The organism is Rhodobacter sp. CZR27 (assembly GCF_002407205.1).
GTDB lineage: Bacteria > Pseudomonadota > Alphaproteobacteria > Rhodobacterales > Rhodobacteraceae > Cereibacter_A.
In genome coordinates, this window is sequence record NZ_CP023549.1 from 608,667 (window position 1) to 625,574 (window position 16,908).

Here is a 16,908-nt window from a genome sequence, read left to right on the forward strand (position 1 = left end):
GCCGCCGATCGCCGTGCCGCAGCCGTCAGATGTCGGGCGTGACATCCTCGGGCCAGAGCCGGATCATCGCCAGCGTAGCCAGCCCCGACAGCGCGGCTAGGATCAGGAAGGTCGCGGACATGCTCGCCCATGCGCCCAGGAACCCCGCGACGGGGAAGGCGATCAGCAGACAGAGATTGGCCAGCGTCATCTGCGCCGCCATCAGCACCTGCAGGTCGGCAGGCCGGGCCAGACGGCGGATGAGATAGATGGCGGGCGTGATCGTCCAGACCACGCCCAGCCCGATCGCCACCCAGCGCAGCAGAAGTCCGGCAATCCCGAAGCTCAGCGCGCCGGACGCAAGGCTTGCCACGACGATCAGCGCTCCGGTCAGCATCACGTTGCGGTCCCTGACGCGGGACAGCACGCCCGGAAGCACCAGCGCGCCGAGGATCGACCCCGCGCCGAGGAAGGCGAAGGCCGAGGCGGTGGAGCCGACCTCGCGGTCTAGCAGCCCCTGGACGATCACCACCGTGTTGACCATGACCATGGCGGTGCCAAGCGCCGCGACCACATCCATCGCGATGATGGCGCGGAAGGCCGGCACCGCCACGAACAGCCGCGGCCCGCGCGTCAGCCTGCGCCAGGCGTTGCCGGTCGGGGATGCGAGCGTGCGGGGCATCCGCGCCGCACGGACCAGCAGCGCCGAGAGCACGAAGCCCGCCGCCGCCAGCGTGAAGATCCCCGCCACCGAAAGGACGGCCATCAGCAGACCCGCCACCAGCGGACTGATCGGCCCCTCCAGTTCGGCCGCGACGCGCGCCCGCGACAGCGACCTGTAGTAATCGGCCTCATCGCCCAGAAGATGGGGCACGATCGCCAGATAGACGAAGGAGAAGGTCGCCGAGGCCAGGGCGAAGACGAAGACGATGGCATGGACCTGCCAGACCTGGGTGACGAACGGAAGCAGCACGAGGCAGGCCGCCCGCAGAAGATCGAGGCCGATCAGCAATTGCCGGCGCGGAATGCCTTCGGTCAGGATCGCGACGACCGGTGCGGCCAACACATAGGCCAGCATCTTCAGCGACAGCGCCGTGCCGATGACCGCGCCCGACTCCTCGCCAGCGAGGTTGAAGGCCAGCAGCGCCAGCGCGACCGTCGCGATGCCGGTAGCGATCAGGGCCACGACATAGCCGGTAAACAGCCGGTAGTAGCTGCGCTTGTCGCTGACGCCGGACCATGCCAGGCCCGGCGTCCCGCCTCCGGCGCCGGGCTCAGCCATGACCCGCACTCTCGCGGCCGCAGACCGTGACATACATCGTGGGCAGGAAGACCAGCGTCAGCAGGGTCGCGACCAGAAGCCCGCCCATGACGGCAAAGGCCATCGGCCCCCAGAACAGCGTGGGCGCGATCGGCAGAAGGCCCAGCACCGTCGAAAGGGCCGTCAGCAGCAGCGGCCGGAACCGGTTCGTTGCCGCCCGGATCGCGGCCTCGCGCACGGCGAAGCCCGCGGCCCGCTCGGCATCGATCTGGGTGATCAGGATGACCGCGTTCTTGGCGATCATCCCGATCAGCGCCAGTATCCCGAGGATGGCCACGAACCCCAGCGGCCGGTCGAAGGTGAGCAACGCGCCCACGACCCCGATCAGGCCCAGCGGCAGCAGCAGAAGCACCATGCCCGTGTCGCGGAAGCTTTGCAGCTGGATCATCAGCAGCGTGATCATGATGAAGATCATCAGCGGCACGACCGCGAACACCGAAGCCTGGCTTTCCGCGCTGGTCTCGACCGTGCCGCCGACCTCGACCTCGTAGCCCGGTGGCAGCGCCTCGTTCATCGCGGCGATCTTCGGCTCCAGCCCCGCCACCACCGCCTCGGGCGTGGCGCCGGGCGCCACATCCGCAAGCACCGTGAGGGTCGGCAGCCGGTCGCGCCGCCACAGGAACGGTTGCTCCTGCGCGAAGGAGATGTTGGCGAACTGCCCCAGCGCCACCGTCCGCCCGCCCGGCACCGGCACCTGCAGCGTCTCCAGCCGGTCGATCGACAGCCTGTCTGCCGCCGCAGCCTGCGCGACGATCGGAATCAGGTAGATGTCGTCGCGCAGCTGGCTGATCCGCGTTCCCGTGATCGCGGTATTCATCACCGCCGCAAGCTGCGCGCTGGTCAGGCCGAGCCTGCGGGCGCGATCCTGATCGACATCGATGCAGATCTGCCGTGCGGGCTCGATCCAGTCGAAGTGGATGTCGCGCGTGGCGGGCTCGCTGGCGACGATGCCGGCCAGATCCAGCGCCCGGGCGCGCAGCACCTCGATGTCCGGGCCGGTCAGGCGATATTGCACCGGCCAGCCGGTCACCGGCCCGAGTTGCAGCGGGCTGACCCGGCTGATCGCCTCGGGGAAGGCGTCGCCCAGCCAGCCCTCGAGTGACGCCTGAAGCCGTTCGCGCGCAGCCAGATCCTTCGTCATCACCACGATCTGCGACTGGTGATCGCTCGGCGGCCGGATGTCCATCGACAGGTAGAAGCGGATCACGTTCCGCCCGATGTAGGAGGTGTGGAACTCCGCCTCGCCCGAGGCGTCGATGAAGGCCTCGATCCTCGAGACGGCATCGGCGCTGGCGAAGATCGACGCCGAGCGCGGAAGCTGGAAGTCCACGATCAGCTCGTTGCGGTCCGAGGCCGGGAAGAACTGCCGGTCGACGCTGGACAGGCCCGCCCATGCCAGCGCGAACAGCCCCGCTGTCACCGCGAAGGTCAGCCAGCGGAACCGGATCGCCTGGCCAAGGAACCGCTGGAAGCCGCGCAGGATCCTGCCGGGCTCGGGTTCCGCGACGCCGGTGGCCGGTGCCTTGAGCAGAACCGAGCCGATGATCGGCGTGAACAGCACCGCCACCAGCCACGAGGCGATCAGCGCGATCCCCACGACAAGGAACAGCGAGATCGTGTATTCCCCGGCGTCGCTTTTGGCAAAGCCGATCGGCACGAAGCCCGCGATGGTGATCAGCGTGCCGGTCAGCATGGGCGCGGCAAGGCTCCGGTAGGCGAAGGTCGCAGCCTTTTCCAGCGTGTCCCCCGTGGCCAGCCGGCGCAGCATCGCATCGACCGTGGTCAGCGCATCGTCCACCAGGAGCGCCAGCGCGATGATCAGCGCGCCAAGCGAGACGCGGTGCAGGTCGATCTGCAGCGTCTGCATCACGAGGAAGACGCCGGCCAGCGTCACGGGAATGGCGATGGCCACCACCGCGCCCGGCCGCACGCCCAGCATCAGGAAGCTGACGCCAAGGATGATGCCGACCGTCTGCCAGAGCGAGGTGGTGAACTCGCCGATCGCCTGCTCGACCACGGCGGGCTGGTTCGAGACCAGGACCGGCTCGATCCCGATGGGAAGGTCGGCCACCGCCTCGGACATGGCGGCGGTCACCCGATCGCCGAGGTCCAGGATGTCGCCGCCCTCGCGCATCGAGATCGCCAGCGCGATGGCATGCCGGCCGTTGACGCGCAGCAGCGGCTGCGGCGGGTCCGAGAGCGCCCGGCGCACCGTCGCGATGTCGCCCAGCCGGATCATCCGGCGGTCGGCCACCAGCGAGACATCGAGCAGGTCGGCGTCCGTCTCGAACGCGCCCGAGACGCGCAGGGTGATGTTCTCCTGCCCGGTGGTGACGACACCGGCCGGGCGCACCACGTTCTGCGCCGCGATGGCGTTGAAGATCGCGCCATAGTCCAGCCCCATCGCCGCGACCCGGTCGGGCTGGAACTCCAGCAGCACCTGCTCGTCCTGCACACCCAGCCATTCGATCTTCGAGATCGCCGGCACCTCGCGCAGCAGCGTCGAGCGGACGGTGTCGACGTGGTCGCGCAACTCCCGGTCGCTGAAGCCGTCGGCGGTGAAGGCGTAGATGATGCCGAAGACATCGCCGAAGCTGTCGTTGAAGAACGGCCCCAGCACGCCGGGCGGCAGGGTCTGCGCGATGTCGCCCACGCCGTTGCGCACCTCCTGCCAGGCTTCGGGTACCCGCTCGGGCGGGACCTGGTCCTCGAGGTCGACATAGATCGTCGTGATGCCCGGCCGGGTGATCGAGCGCAGCGCGTCGAGCCCGGTGGTTTCCTGCAACTGCCGCTCCAGCCGGTCGGTCAGCTGGGTCTGGGTCTCCTCCAGCGTGGCGCCGGGCCAGACGGCGGTGACCAGCATGGTCTTGATGGTGAAGCTGGGATCCTCGTCACGACCGAGGTTGATGAAGGCGAAGGCGCCGGCGATCACCGTGACGAGCATCATGTAGATCGTCAGCTGCCGGCTGCGCAGCGCCCATTCCGAAAGGTTGGGTCCGATCATGGCCGGCTCTCCGCCAGGCGGACGGGCTGGCCCGGACGCAGTGCCTGCACCCCGGCCGTCACCACGACCTCGCCCGGATCCAGACCGCCCGAGACCACGACCGATGCCGGCAGGAAGCGGGCAACGCCGATCTCGCGCAGGTCGACCGTGCCGCTCGCCGGATCGAGGACCCAGACGGCGGGCTTGCCCCCGCCGCCGGTCAGCGCGCTTGCCGGGATCTCGATGCCGGCGGTGTCGCCGAAGACCGCCGTGCCGGTCACCACCGTTCCCAGCCGCATCTCGGGCGGTGGCTTGATCAGCCCGACGCGCACCCGGAAGGTGCCGGTGGAGGCATCGGCGCGGGGCGCGACCTCGCGGATGCGGCCCTTCGTGCTGACGGTGGGGAATTGCGACACGGCCACCGTGATCTCGGGATCGGCAGAGCTCGCCGCCAGCACGGCGGCCGGCACGTCGAAGACCGCATCCTTGCCGCCGTCGCGCGCGACCTGCACGATCATCCGACCGGCTCCGACGACCTCACCCTCCTCGGCGCCCGCCGCGGTCACGCGACCCGGGGCATCACCCAGGAGACTCGTGTCGTTCAGGCGGCGCGCGGCGATCTGGTATTGTGCCCGAGCGGCTTCCGCCGTCGACTCGGCCGTGGTCAACGCGGTCTCGGCGCGGTCATAGGCGGCACGCGAGGCGAAGCCGCGGTCGTAAAGCTGGCGCTGCCGCCCGAACTCGGTGCGCGCCTCGGTCAGCTGGCCCTCGGCGGCGGCAAGCGAGGCCTCGGCTGCGCGCAGGCCGTTCTGCTCGTCGGCGGGATCGAGGCTGGCCAGCAGCTGGCCGGGCTCGATCCGGTCGCCCACGTTCACGAGGCGCTCGGCCAGCCGGCCCGCGATCCGGAAGCCCAGATCGGCCTGCACCTGGCTTTCCACCGTGCCGGCAAGGGTGATCACCTCACCCATGGCCCGCTTCTCGACGGTGACGGTGCGCACGGGCCGGATCGGCTCGGTCTCGGCGGTCTCCTCTTCGTCGCAGGCCGCCAGAACTGCGGCAAGGAGCATCGCAAGCACGATGTTCGGGATAGCGCGCGACCTCATGTTCCGTTCTCCATAATGGCACTCGTCGTCGTGAAGATGTCCTTGCGGCGCGGATGGCGGACGGGCCGGCGCTGCATTCAGCGCGGCCCGAGGGGCAGGTCGAAGGCCGTCCAGCCGATCAGGAGGGCCGTCCACAGCACGAGCAGCGTGACCGTGTAGGGGATCATCAGCGCCACGATGGTGCCGATCCCGGCCTCCTTCTGGTATTTCCGGGCAAAGCCCACCATGACTGCCAGATAGACGTTCAAGGGGGTGATGACGTTCATCGGGCTGTCGCCCACCCGGTAGGCGGCGATCACCAGGTCCGGGTCGCCCCCGAGCCGCATGAACAGCGGAACGAAGACCGGCGCGAGGATGGCCCATTTCGCCAGCGCCCCGGTCAGGATGATGTCGATGATCGCCACCACCACCACGAACAGCACGATGTAGCCCGCGCGTCCGATCGGCGCATATTGCAGGATGTCGGCGAGGTTCACCGCCAGAACCGTCGCGAGGTTGGTGTAGTTGAAGAAGGCGATGAAGTTCGCGATCACGAACAGCAGGAAGATCATCCCCGCGAGATTGCCCCAGGTCTTCACGATCAGGCCGATGGCGTCGGTCACGTTGGCGATGGTCCCCGCGCCCCGCCCGTAGGCGTAGCCCACGACCAGGAACAGCAGGCTGATCAGCACGATCAGCGCGCTCATGAAGGGCGAGCCGGCCATGATGCCACCGGTTTCCTGATTGCGCAGGATGCCCCAGGGCAGCGGCGGGGCGGTCAGAAGCGAAACCACTGCCACAAAGACCAGCAGCGCGCGGCCGGCGTTCCTCAGGCCCTGCTGCTCGCTTCCCGACAGGCCGTGGCTCGCCTCGACCGGAACGCCGCCCCTGTAGGGTCCGAGCCGCGGCTCCACGAAGCGCTCGGTCAGGACCGTGCAGATCAGGCCCATCAGGATCGAGGAGGCGATCATGAAGAACAGGTTCCCGACCACGCTGATCTGGGCATCTGGATTGACCGCCCGGATCGCGTCGTTGGTCACCTCGACCAGCAGGGCATCGGTGGGCGTCACGAAGACGTTGACGAGAAAGACCGCCGCCACGCCCGAGAATCCGGCTGCAAGCCCCGCCAGCGGGTGGCGCCCCATGCTGTGGAAGGCCGCCGCCGCCAGCGGAACCAGCACGAGATAGCCCGCATCGGCGGCGATCGAGGACATGACCCCCACCATCACGATCATGAAGGTGAAGATCGACCGGGGCGCCGCGGCGACCAGCTTGCGCACCAGCGCGGCGATCAGGCCGGATTCCTCGGCCAGTCCAACGCCGATCATCGCGACGAGGATCACGCCCACCCCGGTGAACCCCAGGAAATTCGCGACCGGCGAGGTCAGCATGAAGCGGATGCCGTCGGGCGACAGAAGGCTGCGCACCGATGCCGTCTGCTCGACGATGTCGCCGAGCGCCGGGTCGTATCCCTCATAGGTGACCGTGGTGCCCAGCACGCCGAAGATCGTCGACAGCACGATCACGACGGCGATCAGCAGGAAGAAGATGATCGCCGGATGCGGCACCATGTTGCCGACGCGCTCGATGGTGCCGAGAAACCCGGACATGCCGCGGGCTTCGGCCGGATCCGTTGGCATCGCCACCTTGCGCGCGCCTCCCTTCCCGTTTCACCTGCACCACGGCCGGGCCTGCGCCTGGCCGGAACCGGACACCGCCGGTGGAAGGACCGGAGGCTGATCATCGACCGGTGATGCGCAGCCTTCGGGACGTGGTCTTTGCGCCTGCCTTTCAGGCGATGGGACGGGAAGTCAAAGGCCCCGCACGCGGCAGCAGCGGGCCCGACCCCGGAAAGTGCTGTCCTTGCAGGCCGTTCGGCCGAGGGCACACTGCATCCCCAAGGGCCGGCCGAATGACCGACGGGATGCAGCCGCCCGCGCGCTTCCCGCCTTGCATCTTCTCATGCCACGAGAACTTTTCGCCCCTTCTTGATACCGGAGGCCCCCGCGGACTGTCCACAGAAATTCGGGAACGCCTATCCGCCGCGGCGCAGTCCGCCGGTCGGCGAAGGCCGGCCGCACGGCATCCGATGCGGAGGCGTCCGGCGCCGCCGCCTGCCCCGCAGCGGGGGCCCTCCCGCGGCGCCCGGCGCCACCGCGAGGCTTGAGTATCCGGGCGATGTCGGTCATTCTTGCCCGGTCTGGCCCGTTGCTTCGCCAGACGACCACGTCCTGGAACTTCGTTAGCGGTTTGTCCCGGAAGCGGTTCATCCGAATTGCCGCCCCGGTCGGTAGTTAGGACAAGACTTTTGAGCGATATCTGGACCGTATTCGCCATTGTTGGCGTCATCGTGGTGCTCTTCATCTGGGACAGGTTGCCGGTCATCGCGGTCTGCATGATTGCGGCACTGTCGCTGTGGGCCACCGGGATCCTCACCCTGAACCAGTCCATGGCGGGCTTCGGCGATCCGGCGATCATCTTCGTCGCCTCGCTGTTCGTGGTCAGCGGCGGGCTCGAGGCGACCGGCGTCACCGCCTGGGCCGGCCAGATCCTGATCCGGCAGGCCGGAGACAGCCGACCCCGGCTGATCGTGCTCATGATGGGCGTGGCCGGCCTGCTGAGCGGCCTGATCAGCGTCAATGGCGCGGTCGCCTCGCTGCTGCCGGTGGTGATCGTCATGGCCATCCGGCTGGGCCAGCCGCCCTCGCAACTGCTGATGCCGCTGGTCTTTGCCGCCCATGCGGGCTCGCAGATCCTGCTGACCGGCTCGCCGGTCAACGTGCTGGTCTCGGAGGCGTCGCTCGATGCCGGAGGCGGGGGCTTCGGCTATCTCGAGTTCGCCCTTGTGGGCTTCCCGCTTATCGCGGGCTCGATCCTGATCGTCGTGCTGTTCGGCAGGTGGCTGCTGCCCAGCCGCACCAGCGCCACCCTGCCGCCGGACCTGAGCCGGCATGCCATGACGCTGATCGAACAATACCGGCTGGCCAGCGACGTCCACCAGTTGCGCGTGCGCGAGGAGTCGCCGCTGGTCGGCGTCCCCCGGCAGGAGTTCGACCTGTCGGGCCGCGACGGGCTGACCCTCGTGACGCTGAAGGAGGCCGATGGCCGTTCCGCCCGCCGCGACGCGATCCGGCCGGGCGACGTGGTGGTGGTGCGCGGACAGGCGGAGGCCGCCGCCGCGCTTGCCAGCGATTTCCGCCTCAGCTTTTCCGAGGATGACGCGCCGGATCTGGAACGGACGCTGTTCAACCGCCAGTCGGGCCTTGCCGAGATCCAGATCCCCCCGCGGTCGAAACTGGTGGGCGAGCGGTTCTTTCCGGGCATGGTGACGCAAGGCGGCGACCTGATCGTGCTGGCCGTGCAGCGTCACGGCGAGGATCTCGACCCGAGCCTGCCGCTCGCCGTGGGCGACACGCTGCTGTTGCAGGGGACATGGGCGGCGCTGGAGAAACGCCTCAAGCCCGCCGAGGTGCTGATGGTCAACTCGCCCGATCTGGTCCGCCGGCAGGCCCTGCCGATGGGTCCCGGTGCCCGGAACATGCTGGCGATCCTTGGCGCAATGGTCGTGCTGCTGGCCACGGGGCTGGTGCCGCCGGCCATCGCGGGCGTCCTCGCCGCAGGGGCGGTCCTGCTCAGCGGCATCCAGAGCGTCGAGCAGGTCTATCGTGCGATCAACTGGACGACCGTCATCCTGATGGGGGCGATGATGCCGCTCTCGACCGCCATGCAGCAGACCGGCGCGGCCGATCTTCTCGCCACGGGGCTGGTCGACATGATCGGCGAGTCGAGTCCGCACCTGCTTCTCGTGGGGCTGTTCGTGCTGTCGGCCGTCATGGGACAGATCATCTCGAACACCGCCACGGCGCTGATCGTGATACCGATCGCGGTAGTCGCGGCCGCGCAGATGGGAGTGTCGCCGCAGCCGATCCTGATGGCCGTCTGCCTGGCCAGTGCGGCGGCGTTCCTCACCCCGGTGGCCACGCCGACCAACCTGATGGTGATGGACCCGGGGGCCTACCGGTTCGGCGACTACTGGAAACTCGGCCTGCCGCTGATGATCTGGTTCTTTCTCATCGCGGTGTTCCTCGTGCCGGTCCTCTGGTCATTCTGAACCGGCGGCCGGTGGGCGATGCCCGCGCGTCGGAAGGTTCCGACGCCTTATCCCTACAAGGTGCCGGCACACCTGGCCCGGACCTCGACAAGGTGTCCGGCCGGCTGCCCCGACCGGGCCCTTGCCTCGGCCAAACGAAGGCCGGGACACTTGCCAGCCTGATCATCCCGCCGCGCCCGCTGCCGGAGTGACTGTCAAGGTTGCACCTCGGCAGCCGCGGATCGCCTCAAGGCGGCCGGTCCTCGCAGGCGCAATCGGTCAGGCATTCCGGCATGGCGTTTGTGTTACTTCGTTTGCGCCGAAACTTTTGGGTTCCGGCATGGGTTGAAAAGGGATATGCGAAAGTGATCTTATCTGCCGGAAGAGCGCATCGATGCATCGCACCAAGTCATCCCGGCCGACGCTCGAACACGCCGGCCGACTGCATGCGATCATGGCCTCTGCCGTCGACGGGATCATCATCGCGCGGTCCGACGGCGTCATCGAGACGGTCAATGCCGCGGCGGCGCGGCTGTTCGGCTACGAGACGGCGGAGTTCATCGGCCGGAACGTCCACTTCCTGATGGCGGGACAGGACAGGGCCGATCACGACCAGTACCTCCGCAACTACATGACGACCGGCGTCCGCAAGATCATCGGCATCGGGCGCGAGGTGGTGGGACGGCGCAAGGACGGCTCGCTCTTTCCGATGCACCTGTCGATCGGCGAGTTCGCGGAGCGGGGCGAGCGCCTGTTCACCGCGATCATCCACGACCTTACCGAACGGAACGAGACCGCCCGCGCCCTGCACCAGGCCCAGAAGATCGAGGCCATCGGCCAGCTGACCGGCGGGGTGGCGCATGACTTCAACAACCTGCTCGCGGTGATCGTGGGCAATGTCGAGCTGCTGATGCTGAAGGGCGACATGAAGCCCCATGCGGCGATCATCGACGAGATCCTGAAGGCGGCCGACCTGGGCGCAAGCCTGACCTCGCAGCTGCTCGCCTTCGCTCGGCGCAGCCCGCTGGCGCCGCGCCCCATCCAGGTGAACGGGCTGATCTCGGGCCTGTCGCACATGCTGGAACGCAGCCTGGGCGCGACGGTGGACCTCTGCCTCTCGCTCGACCCCGACGCCTGGATGGTCGAGGTCGATCCCGACCAGTTCCAGACCGCCATCATCAATCTTGCGATCAACGCCCGCGACGCGATGCCCAACGGCGGCAGGCTGTTCATCGAGACGCGGAACTTCACCTTCGACGATTTCAACGCGGCCGAGCTTGGCCTGACGCTCGGTCATTGCGTCGCCGTCTCGATCACCGACACCGGATGCGGAATGCCGCTGGAGATCCGCGAGAAGGTGTTCGAGCCCTTCTTCACCACGAAGCCCGTCGGCCACGGCACCGGCCTCGGGCTGTCCATGGTCTATGGCTTCACCAAGCAGTCGGGCGGCGAGGTGACGATCTACAGCGAGGTCGGCAAGGGCACGACGGTGACGCTTTTCCTGTCCCGCCACCAGTCGGACCCTGCGCTCGACGAGCCGAAGGAGGCACCCATGGCCATGGAAGAGGGCGAGCGCGAGACCGTGCTGGTGGTCGAGGACAACGACCAGATGCGCAAGCTGACGCGGGACCGCCTGCAGATCCTCGGCTACAGCGTACTCGAGGCGTCGAACGGCCCCGAGGCCCTGCAGCTTCTGGACCGGAACCCGGAGATCGCGCTGGTCTTCAGCGATCTGGTGATGCCCGGGGGCATGTCGGGATATGACCTTGCCCAGCATGTGCGCGACCACCACCCGGGCAAGGCGGTCCTGCTGACCTCGGGCTATGCCGAGGAACTGGTGGACAGCGCAAAGCTGTCCTCGCTGGGGCTGAAGCTGCTGCGCAAGCCCTACCGGCAGGCGCAGCTGGCCGAGGCCTTCCGCGAGGCGATCAACGGCGGCTGACCGGACGTCCCGGCGTCATCCGGGGATCAGCCGCGCGGCGGGCTGCGCGCCATGCCGCGAACCCACGAGGAGTTGCGGGGCTGGCCGCGCAAGGTCGCCGCGGTGACGGCTGCATCCAGAAAATGCGTCCTGCCGATCGGTCAACCCATCTTGCCCCTCCGCCGCGGTGTCGGCCGGACGGGCCGCGGTCCTGCTGCTGGAGACGGGCAGCGGGCGTTGCCTCCGGGCCGAAGGCTTCTGCAACGGGCGCAGATGACCGGCTTGCGCACCTGCGCGACGGGATCTCTGAGCGCCCGGGGCAGGGGGAAGGCACCGAAGCTCCGCCCCCGCTGTGCCGCCGAAAGCGGCAGCGGTCTCGGCTTTCACCTGCTTGCGCCTGAGTCACGCCTGCGTCGGCCTGACTGAGAAATCCCCCACAGGCATGAGCAAGATGGTTCTTGAAACGATTTGCGCGCCCGTTATGAAACCATCCAGATCATTTCTTGTGGAGTACGATTATGGCAGGGCAGATATTCGGAGCGGCATTTCGCGATCTGGACGGCGATCTGACGCGCGACGCGCGCGAGGGCATCGCGAATACGATCTTCCGCGTGGAATCGCGCCAGACCTCGACCAACGCGGCCGGCACCTATTCCATGGCCGTGGTGCCCTATTCCACCGCGGATCTCTACATCCGGTACAACGCCGTGGAAATCAACGCGCGCGTGCAGTTCGCCGAGGGCGATGCCCGGATCGACCTGGTCAACAACAGCCTGCTGCTCAGTTCGGCCACGCTCACGCTGGTCAGCGGCATTCACAGCGCGCAGTTGACCGGTCGGGCGGATGTCAATCTCTTCGCCGAGGATCATTATTACGATGACACCTTCAACTGGAACCTGCTGAAAGGCAACGACGGCGCCAACGTCATCGGCGGGCTTGGCGGCAATGACACGCTGCGCGGGGCCGGCGGAGACGACAGCCTTTACGGCGACGACGACGACGACCGGCTTTATGGCGGTACGGGGGACGACCGGCTCTATGGCGGCTCCGGCAACGATCTTCTGCAGGGCGACGCCGGAAACGACACGCTCGATGGATCGAGCGGGCTCGACACGCTGTTCGGCGGTCTGGGCGACGACGTGCTCTATGCCAGCAGCGCCTTCCGGGTGGACGGAGGGGCCGGGATCGACACTGTCAGCTTCTACGCATATGCAACCCTCGATGTCAGGCTGGACCTGACGACGGCGCAGGATACCGGGGACGGCCGCAAGATCCTGATCGGCGTCGAGAACGTGACCGGTGGCCACTACGGTGACGTCATCACGGGCAACGCCGCGAACAACCGGCTGATGGGCGAGGGCGGAGCCGACCTGCTGACCGGGCAGGGCGGCACGGACACGCTGTCCGGCGGGACCGGCGCCGACACGCTCGTCGGCGGGGCCGGGAACGATTGGCTTGATGGCGGCGACGGCGACGGCTCCTATGACTGGGCGACCTTCATCACTTCGGGAGCGGTTTCGGTCGATCTGGATGCAGGAGTCGTGCGGTCCGCGGCCTTCGGCACGGATACGATCACCGGGGTCGAAGGCATCAGGACGGGATCGGGCGCCGACCTGATGGTCGGCGACAGCGACGACAACTGCTTCTACGGCGGCGCAGGAAACGACTCGCTCCATGGTGGAACGGGCAACGACACCCTGCACGGCGAGCGCGGCGCCGACGTTCTGGTGGGCGGCAACGGCAATGACATCTTCGTCTTCCAGGCGGGCTGCGGCGCGGACACCATCCAGGGCTATTACAACGAAGACATCTACATCGCGCCGGAACTGGCAAACGGGGCGCAGAGCGCAAGCCAGCTCTACGACATGTACGCTCTCCAGACGAGCGGAGGCATCCTGTTCGACTTCGGGGGCGGCAACCGCATCCTGTTGCAGAACGTCTCGGACATCAGCACCTACGACATCCATATCATGTGAGTGTCGCAAGCGGCGGGACGCTCCGCAGCGGTGCGTCCCGCCTGAGGCCGGCTCCGGTCACGCCGGACGGGGCCGCCGGCCTTCCACTTCAGCTCGCGGTCGCCCTACGTCGGCGGCGCCGGTGATTGCCTGATCCTTCCGCCAGCGGTCTCATTCATCCTGCGGATCCTTTGCAGACGGCGGCCGGCGTTGCGGCGCGGAAGATACGCTGCATTTCCCGCCCCGGAAACTGTCGAATGCCGCTTTTTTTCGGGCTGCAATGGAGATTCGACCCGAATTCTCGCGTTGCGAATTTAAAACAACCCTTGCGGGCAATATCGCGCATCAACGCTGCGGAATACCTCGCGCCGCTCTGCCTTGGCTCGATGCGGTCAAAGTCCTTGCATGTTCTGGCCGCATTCGTCGCCAGTATGGCCGGCGCACGCTTCACAGGTTGATTGTCATGGCCACCTACACCTTCAGTTCCATTGCCTCCAATTCCCTTGTCTCGTTCAATCCCCTGTCGGATATCCTGGTATTCGACACGAGCACCCGCCCCGCGGAATTGCTGATCAATGCCACCGCGTCCGGCGTGCAGATCTCGGTCGGCGGGAAGTCGATCGTGCTGACGGGGATCGGTCTCGACGATCTGGGCGTCAATCCGGCAACGGGGCGCGGCAACGTGCAGTTCGTCTCGCCCGGCGCGCTGCTGGTGGGCGAGGGGACGACCGGGCACGAGGGGAACCTTGACAACCCCATCAGGGGCGGCGCGGGGGATGATGCGCTGATCGGGCTTGGCGGGGCCGACCGGCTGGATGGCGGGGCAGGGGGCGACCTGATGGTGGGCGGCCTCGGCGACGATACCTATGTCGTGGACAATGCCGCCGATGTGGTTACCGAAGAGAACAACTCGCTCGCGGGCGCGGGGCTGGACCTCGTCGCGGCCTCGGTCAGCTACACGCTGACGAACTACGTCGAGAACCTGACGCTGACGGGAACCGGCGCGATCAACGGCACCGGCAACACGCTCGACAACCGCCTTCTGGGCAATGCCGCGGCCAACGTGCTGGATGGCCGGTCCGGCGAGGACACCATGATCGGCGGCGACGGCAACGACACCTATCTGGTGGACGACCGGGACGACGTGGTGTCCGAGACCAACAGCGCCCTCGGACAGATCGACACCGTCATGGCAGGCGTCTCATACGCCCTCGGCGCCAATCTCGAGGACCTCGTGCTGACCGGCAGCAGCGGCTATGTCGGGATCGGCAACCACCGCGACAACCACCTGACCGGCAACCGCGGTGACAACACGCTGAACGGCTGGTTCGGCGCCGACACCATGACGGGCGGCGATGGCGATGACGTCTATATCGTGGATGACGCGGGCGATGTTGTGGTGGAGACCAACCCGAGCGCCAGCGACATCGACCTTGTCGCGAGCGAGATCAGCCATACCCTCGGCGAGAACCTCGAGAACCTTCGCCTGCTCGGCAGCGCCAACATCGACGGCACCGGCAACGGGCTGGACAACGTCATCTTCGCCAGCGCCGGGAACAACCGGATCGACGGGATGGGCGGGATCGACACCGCCTCCTATGCCAGCGCGAGCCTGATGGGCCTCGCGGGCCGCGGCTCGCTGTCGAGCCGCACCACAGTCAGCAGCGTCTCCACGCTCGGCGTGACGGTGGACCTGAACATCACCGGCGTGCAGGACACCCAGGGATCGGGCTTCGACGTGCTCGCGGGGATCGAGAACCTGACGGGCAGCGGCTTCTGTGACGAGCTGACCGGGAACGCCGGCAACAACGTCCTGGATGGCGGCGGGGGTGCGGACCTGCTGACCGGTGGCGACGGCGACGACACCTTCGTCGTCGATGGCGCGGACGTGGTGGTGGAGCAGGACGAGGACGACGGCGGCCTCGATACCGTGCAGTCCAGCGTGTCCTACCGGCTGGCGGCGAATGTCGAATACCTGGTTCTCACCGGCTCGGCGCTGAGCGGGATCGGGAACAACCTCGACAACCGGATCACCGGCAACAGTTCCGGCAACGTCCTCGACGGCCGGGCCGGGGCCGACAAGATGGCCGGCGGCGGCGGCAACGACACCTATGTCGCCGACAACCTGGGCGACGAGATCACCGACACCTCGGGCACCGACCTCGTGATGACCTATGTCAACCAGACACTGGGCAGCTCGGTCGAGAACCTGCGCCTGATGGGCACGAACGCGCTGAACGGCACGGGCAACGCCTCGAACAACATCATCTGGGTTAACATCGGCGACAACGTGGTGGATGGCGGGGCCGGGACGGGCGACACCATCTCCTATGAATACGGCGCGACCGCCGGCGTGACGGTCGACCTGGGACGCTCGGGAAGCCGGCAGGCGACCGGAGGCTCGGGCAGCGATCTCATCACCGGGTTCGAGAACCTGACCGGCAGCCGCCATGACGACCTGCTGTCGGGCGACGGTGCGCGGAACACGCTGGATGGCCTGTCGGGGATCGACACCGTCTCCTATGCGGCGGCCGCCGCCGGGGTGACGATCGACCTCACCACCGGGCAGGCGACGACCGCGGTGGGCGATGCGGTGCAGGATCTGGACACGCTGCGCAACTTCGAGAACATCATCGGCAGCAGTTTCGACGACCTGCTGGTGGGCGATCTCGGCGCCAACGTGTTCCGGGGCGGCACCGGTTCGGACACGGTTTCCTATCGCAACGTCCTGCGCGATGGCGGGGGCGTGGTGGCCGACCTGATGCAGACCGGGGCGCAGAACACGCTGGCCGCGGGTGTCGACACGCTCATCGGCATCGAGAACCTGGTGGGCACGCTGAATGGCGACGTTCTGACCGGCAGTGCGGTCGGCAACCTGCTGGACGGCGACGCCGGCGATGACCTGATCACCGGCGGAGAGGGCAACGACACGCTTGTCGGCGGCCTTGGCAACGACACGTTGCGCGGCAACGCCGGAAGCGACAGCGCCTACTTCGTGGGCACCTCGTCGGCCTTCATCAACCTGAACGTGACCTCGGCCCAGGATACCGGGCACGGACTCGACACGCTGCTGGCGATCGAGAACGTCACCACGGGTTCCGGCAGCGACAGGCTGACGGGGAACGCCGCGCGCAACGTCCTGAACGGCGAGGGCGGCAATGACATCATCGACGGCGGTGCGGGCGCGGACGTCCTTCTCGGCCGGGGCGGAAGCGACATCCTGATCGGCGGGATCGGCGCGGATGCCTTCGTCTTCGATGCGGCGATCGGGGCCGAGAACCTCGACACGATCATCGACTTCAGCGTCCCCGACGACACGATCCGGCTTGATGACGTGATCTTCACCGCCCTGTCCCGTGGCGCGCTGGCGGCGGGGGCGTTCGTCGCCAATGCCTCGGGGCTTGCCGCGGATGCGGCGGACCGGATCATCTACGAAACCGACACAGGCACCCTGCTCTATGATGCGGACGGGGCGGGCGGCGGCGGCGCGATCCAGATCGCGATGCTCGGCAGCGGGCTGGCGCTGTCCCACGCCGACTTCCTGGTGATCTAGGCGCGCCGAGCTTGCCACCCTTCC

General features: G+C 67.7%; 9 protein-coding genes. 5 read left to right on the top strand and 4 right to left on the bottom strand.

All coding sequences use genetic code 11. The annotated features are described in order from the left end of the window. Nucleotides 1–25: 25 nt before the first annotated feature. The 4 genes from CK951_RS18920 to CK951_RS18935 form a co-directional block, all read right to left on the bottom strand. A complete protein-coding gene (locus CK951_RS18920) occupies nt 26–1,261 on the bottom strand; it encodes an MFS transporter (protein WP_096787758.1) in 1,236 nt (411 codons plus the stop codon). After that, the gene (locus CK951_RS18925) at nt 1,254–4,304 is read right to left on the bottom strand and encodes an efflux RND transporter permease subunit (RefSeq protein ID WP_096787759.1); all 3,051 of its coding nucleotides are present in this window, start codon (nt 4,302–4,304) and stop codon (nt 1,254–1,256) included. The genes CK951_RS18920 and CK951_RS18925 overlap by 8 nt, the downstream gene beginning before the upstream one ends. After that, a complete protein-coding gene (locus CK951_RS18930) occupies nt 4,301–5,386 on the bottom strand; it encodes an efflux RND transporter periplasmic adaptor subunit (protein ID WP_096787760.1) in 1,086 nt (361 codons plus the stop codon). The genes CK951_RS18925 and CK951_RS18930 overlap by 4 nt, the downstream gene beginning before the upstream one ends. 77 nt (nt 5,387–5,463) lie before the next feature. Continuing rightward, complete coding sequence (locus CK951_RS18935; RefSeq protein ID WP_232520749.1) at nt 5,464–6,975, bottom strand: AbgT family transporter; 1,512 nt, start codon at nt 6,973–6,975, stop codon at nt 5,464–5,466. Nucleotides 6,976–7,673: 698 nt separating this feature from the next. Between CK951_RS18935 and CK951_RS18940 the strand changes: the two genes are divergently transcribed. The 5 genes from CK951_RS18940 to CK951_RS21230 all read left to right on the top strand — a co-directional run bounded on the left by CK951_RS18940 (nt 7,674) and on the right by CK951_RS21230 (nt 16,884). Continuing rightward, a complete protein-coding gene (locus CK951_RS18940; protein WP_096787762.1) occupies nt 7,674–9,476 on the top strand; it encodes an SLC13 family permease in 1,803 nt (600 codons plus the stop codon). 373 nt (nt 9,477–9,849) lie between these two features. Then, entirely contained in the window at nt 9,850–11,397 is a 1,548-nt protein-coding gene (locus tag CK951_RS18945; protein WP_096787763.1) for a PAS domain S-box protein, read from the top strand. A 497-nt stretch (nt 11,398–11,894) separates the two neighbouring features. Next, a complete protein-coding gene (locus tag CK951_RS18950) occupies nt 11,895–13,352 on the top strand; it encodes a calcium-binding protein (RefSeq protein ID WP_096787764.1) in 1,458 nt (485 codons plus the stop codon). 236 nt (nt 13,353–13,588) lie between these two features. Beyond that, nucleotides 13,589–13,789 carry a hypothetical protein gene (locus tag CK951_RS21475; RefSeq protein WP_198402481.1) on the top strand — a complete coding sequence of 67 codons (201 nt, stop codon included), beginning with the start codon at nt 13,589–13,591 and terminating at the stop codon, nt 13,787–13,789. Nucleotides 13,790–13,794: 5 nt separating this feature from the next. After that, nucleotides 13,795–16,884 (top strand): calcium-binding protein, encoded by a 3,090-nt coding sequence (locus tag CK951_RS21230; protein ID WP_198402482.1) that lies wholly within the window; start codon nt 13,795–13,797, stop codon nt 16,882–16,884. The last annotated feature ends 24 nt before the right edge of the window (nt 16,885–16,908 follow it).

What these genes read in the sequence shown, in the direction of transcription:
- CK951_RS18920 (WP_096787758.1), bottom strand. Translation starts at nt 1,261, where the DNA reads ATGGCTGAGCCCGGCGCCGGAGGCGGGACGCCGGGCCTGGCATGGTCC.
- CK951_RS18925 (WP_096787759.1), bottom strand. Translation starts at nt 4,304, where the DNA reads ATGATCGGACCCAACCTTTCGGAATGGGCGCTGCGCAGCCGGCAGCTG.
- CK951_RS18930 (WP_096787760.1), bottom strand. Translation starts at nt 5,386, where the DNA reads ATGAGGTCGCGCGCTATCCCGAACATCGTGCTTGCGATGCTCCTTGCC.
- CK951_RS18935 (WP_232520749.1), bottom strand. Translation starts at nt 6,975, where the DNA reads ATGTCCGGGTTTCTCGGCACCATCGAGCGCGTCGGCAACATGGTGCCG.
- CK951_RS18945 (WP_096787763.1), top strand. Translation starts at nt 9,850, where the DNA reads ATGCATCGCACCAAGTCATCCCGGCCGACGCTCGAACACGCCGGCCGA.
- CK951_RS18950 (WP_096787764.1), top strand. Translation starts at nt 11,895, where the DNA reads ATGGCAGGGCAGATATTCGGAGCGGCATTTCGCGATCTGGACGGCGAT.
- CK951_RS21475 (WP_198402481.1), top strand. Translation starts at nt 13,589, where the DNA reads ATGCCGCTTTTTTTCGGGCTGCAATGGAGATTCGACCCGAATTCTCGC.
- CK951_RS21230 (WP_198402482.1), top strand. Translation starts at nt 13,795, where the DNA reads ATGGCCACCTACACCTTCAGTTCCATTGCCTCCAATTCCCTTGTCTCG.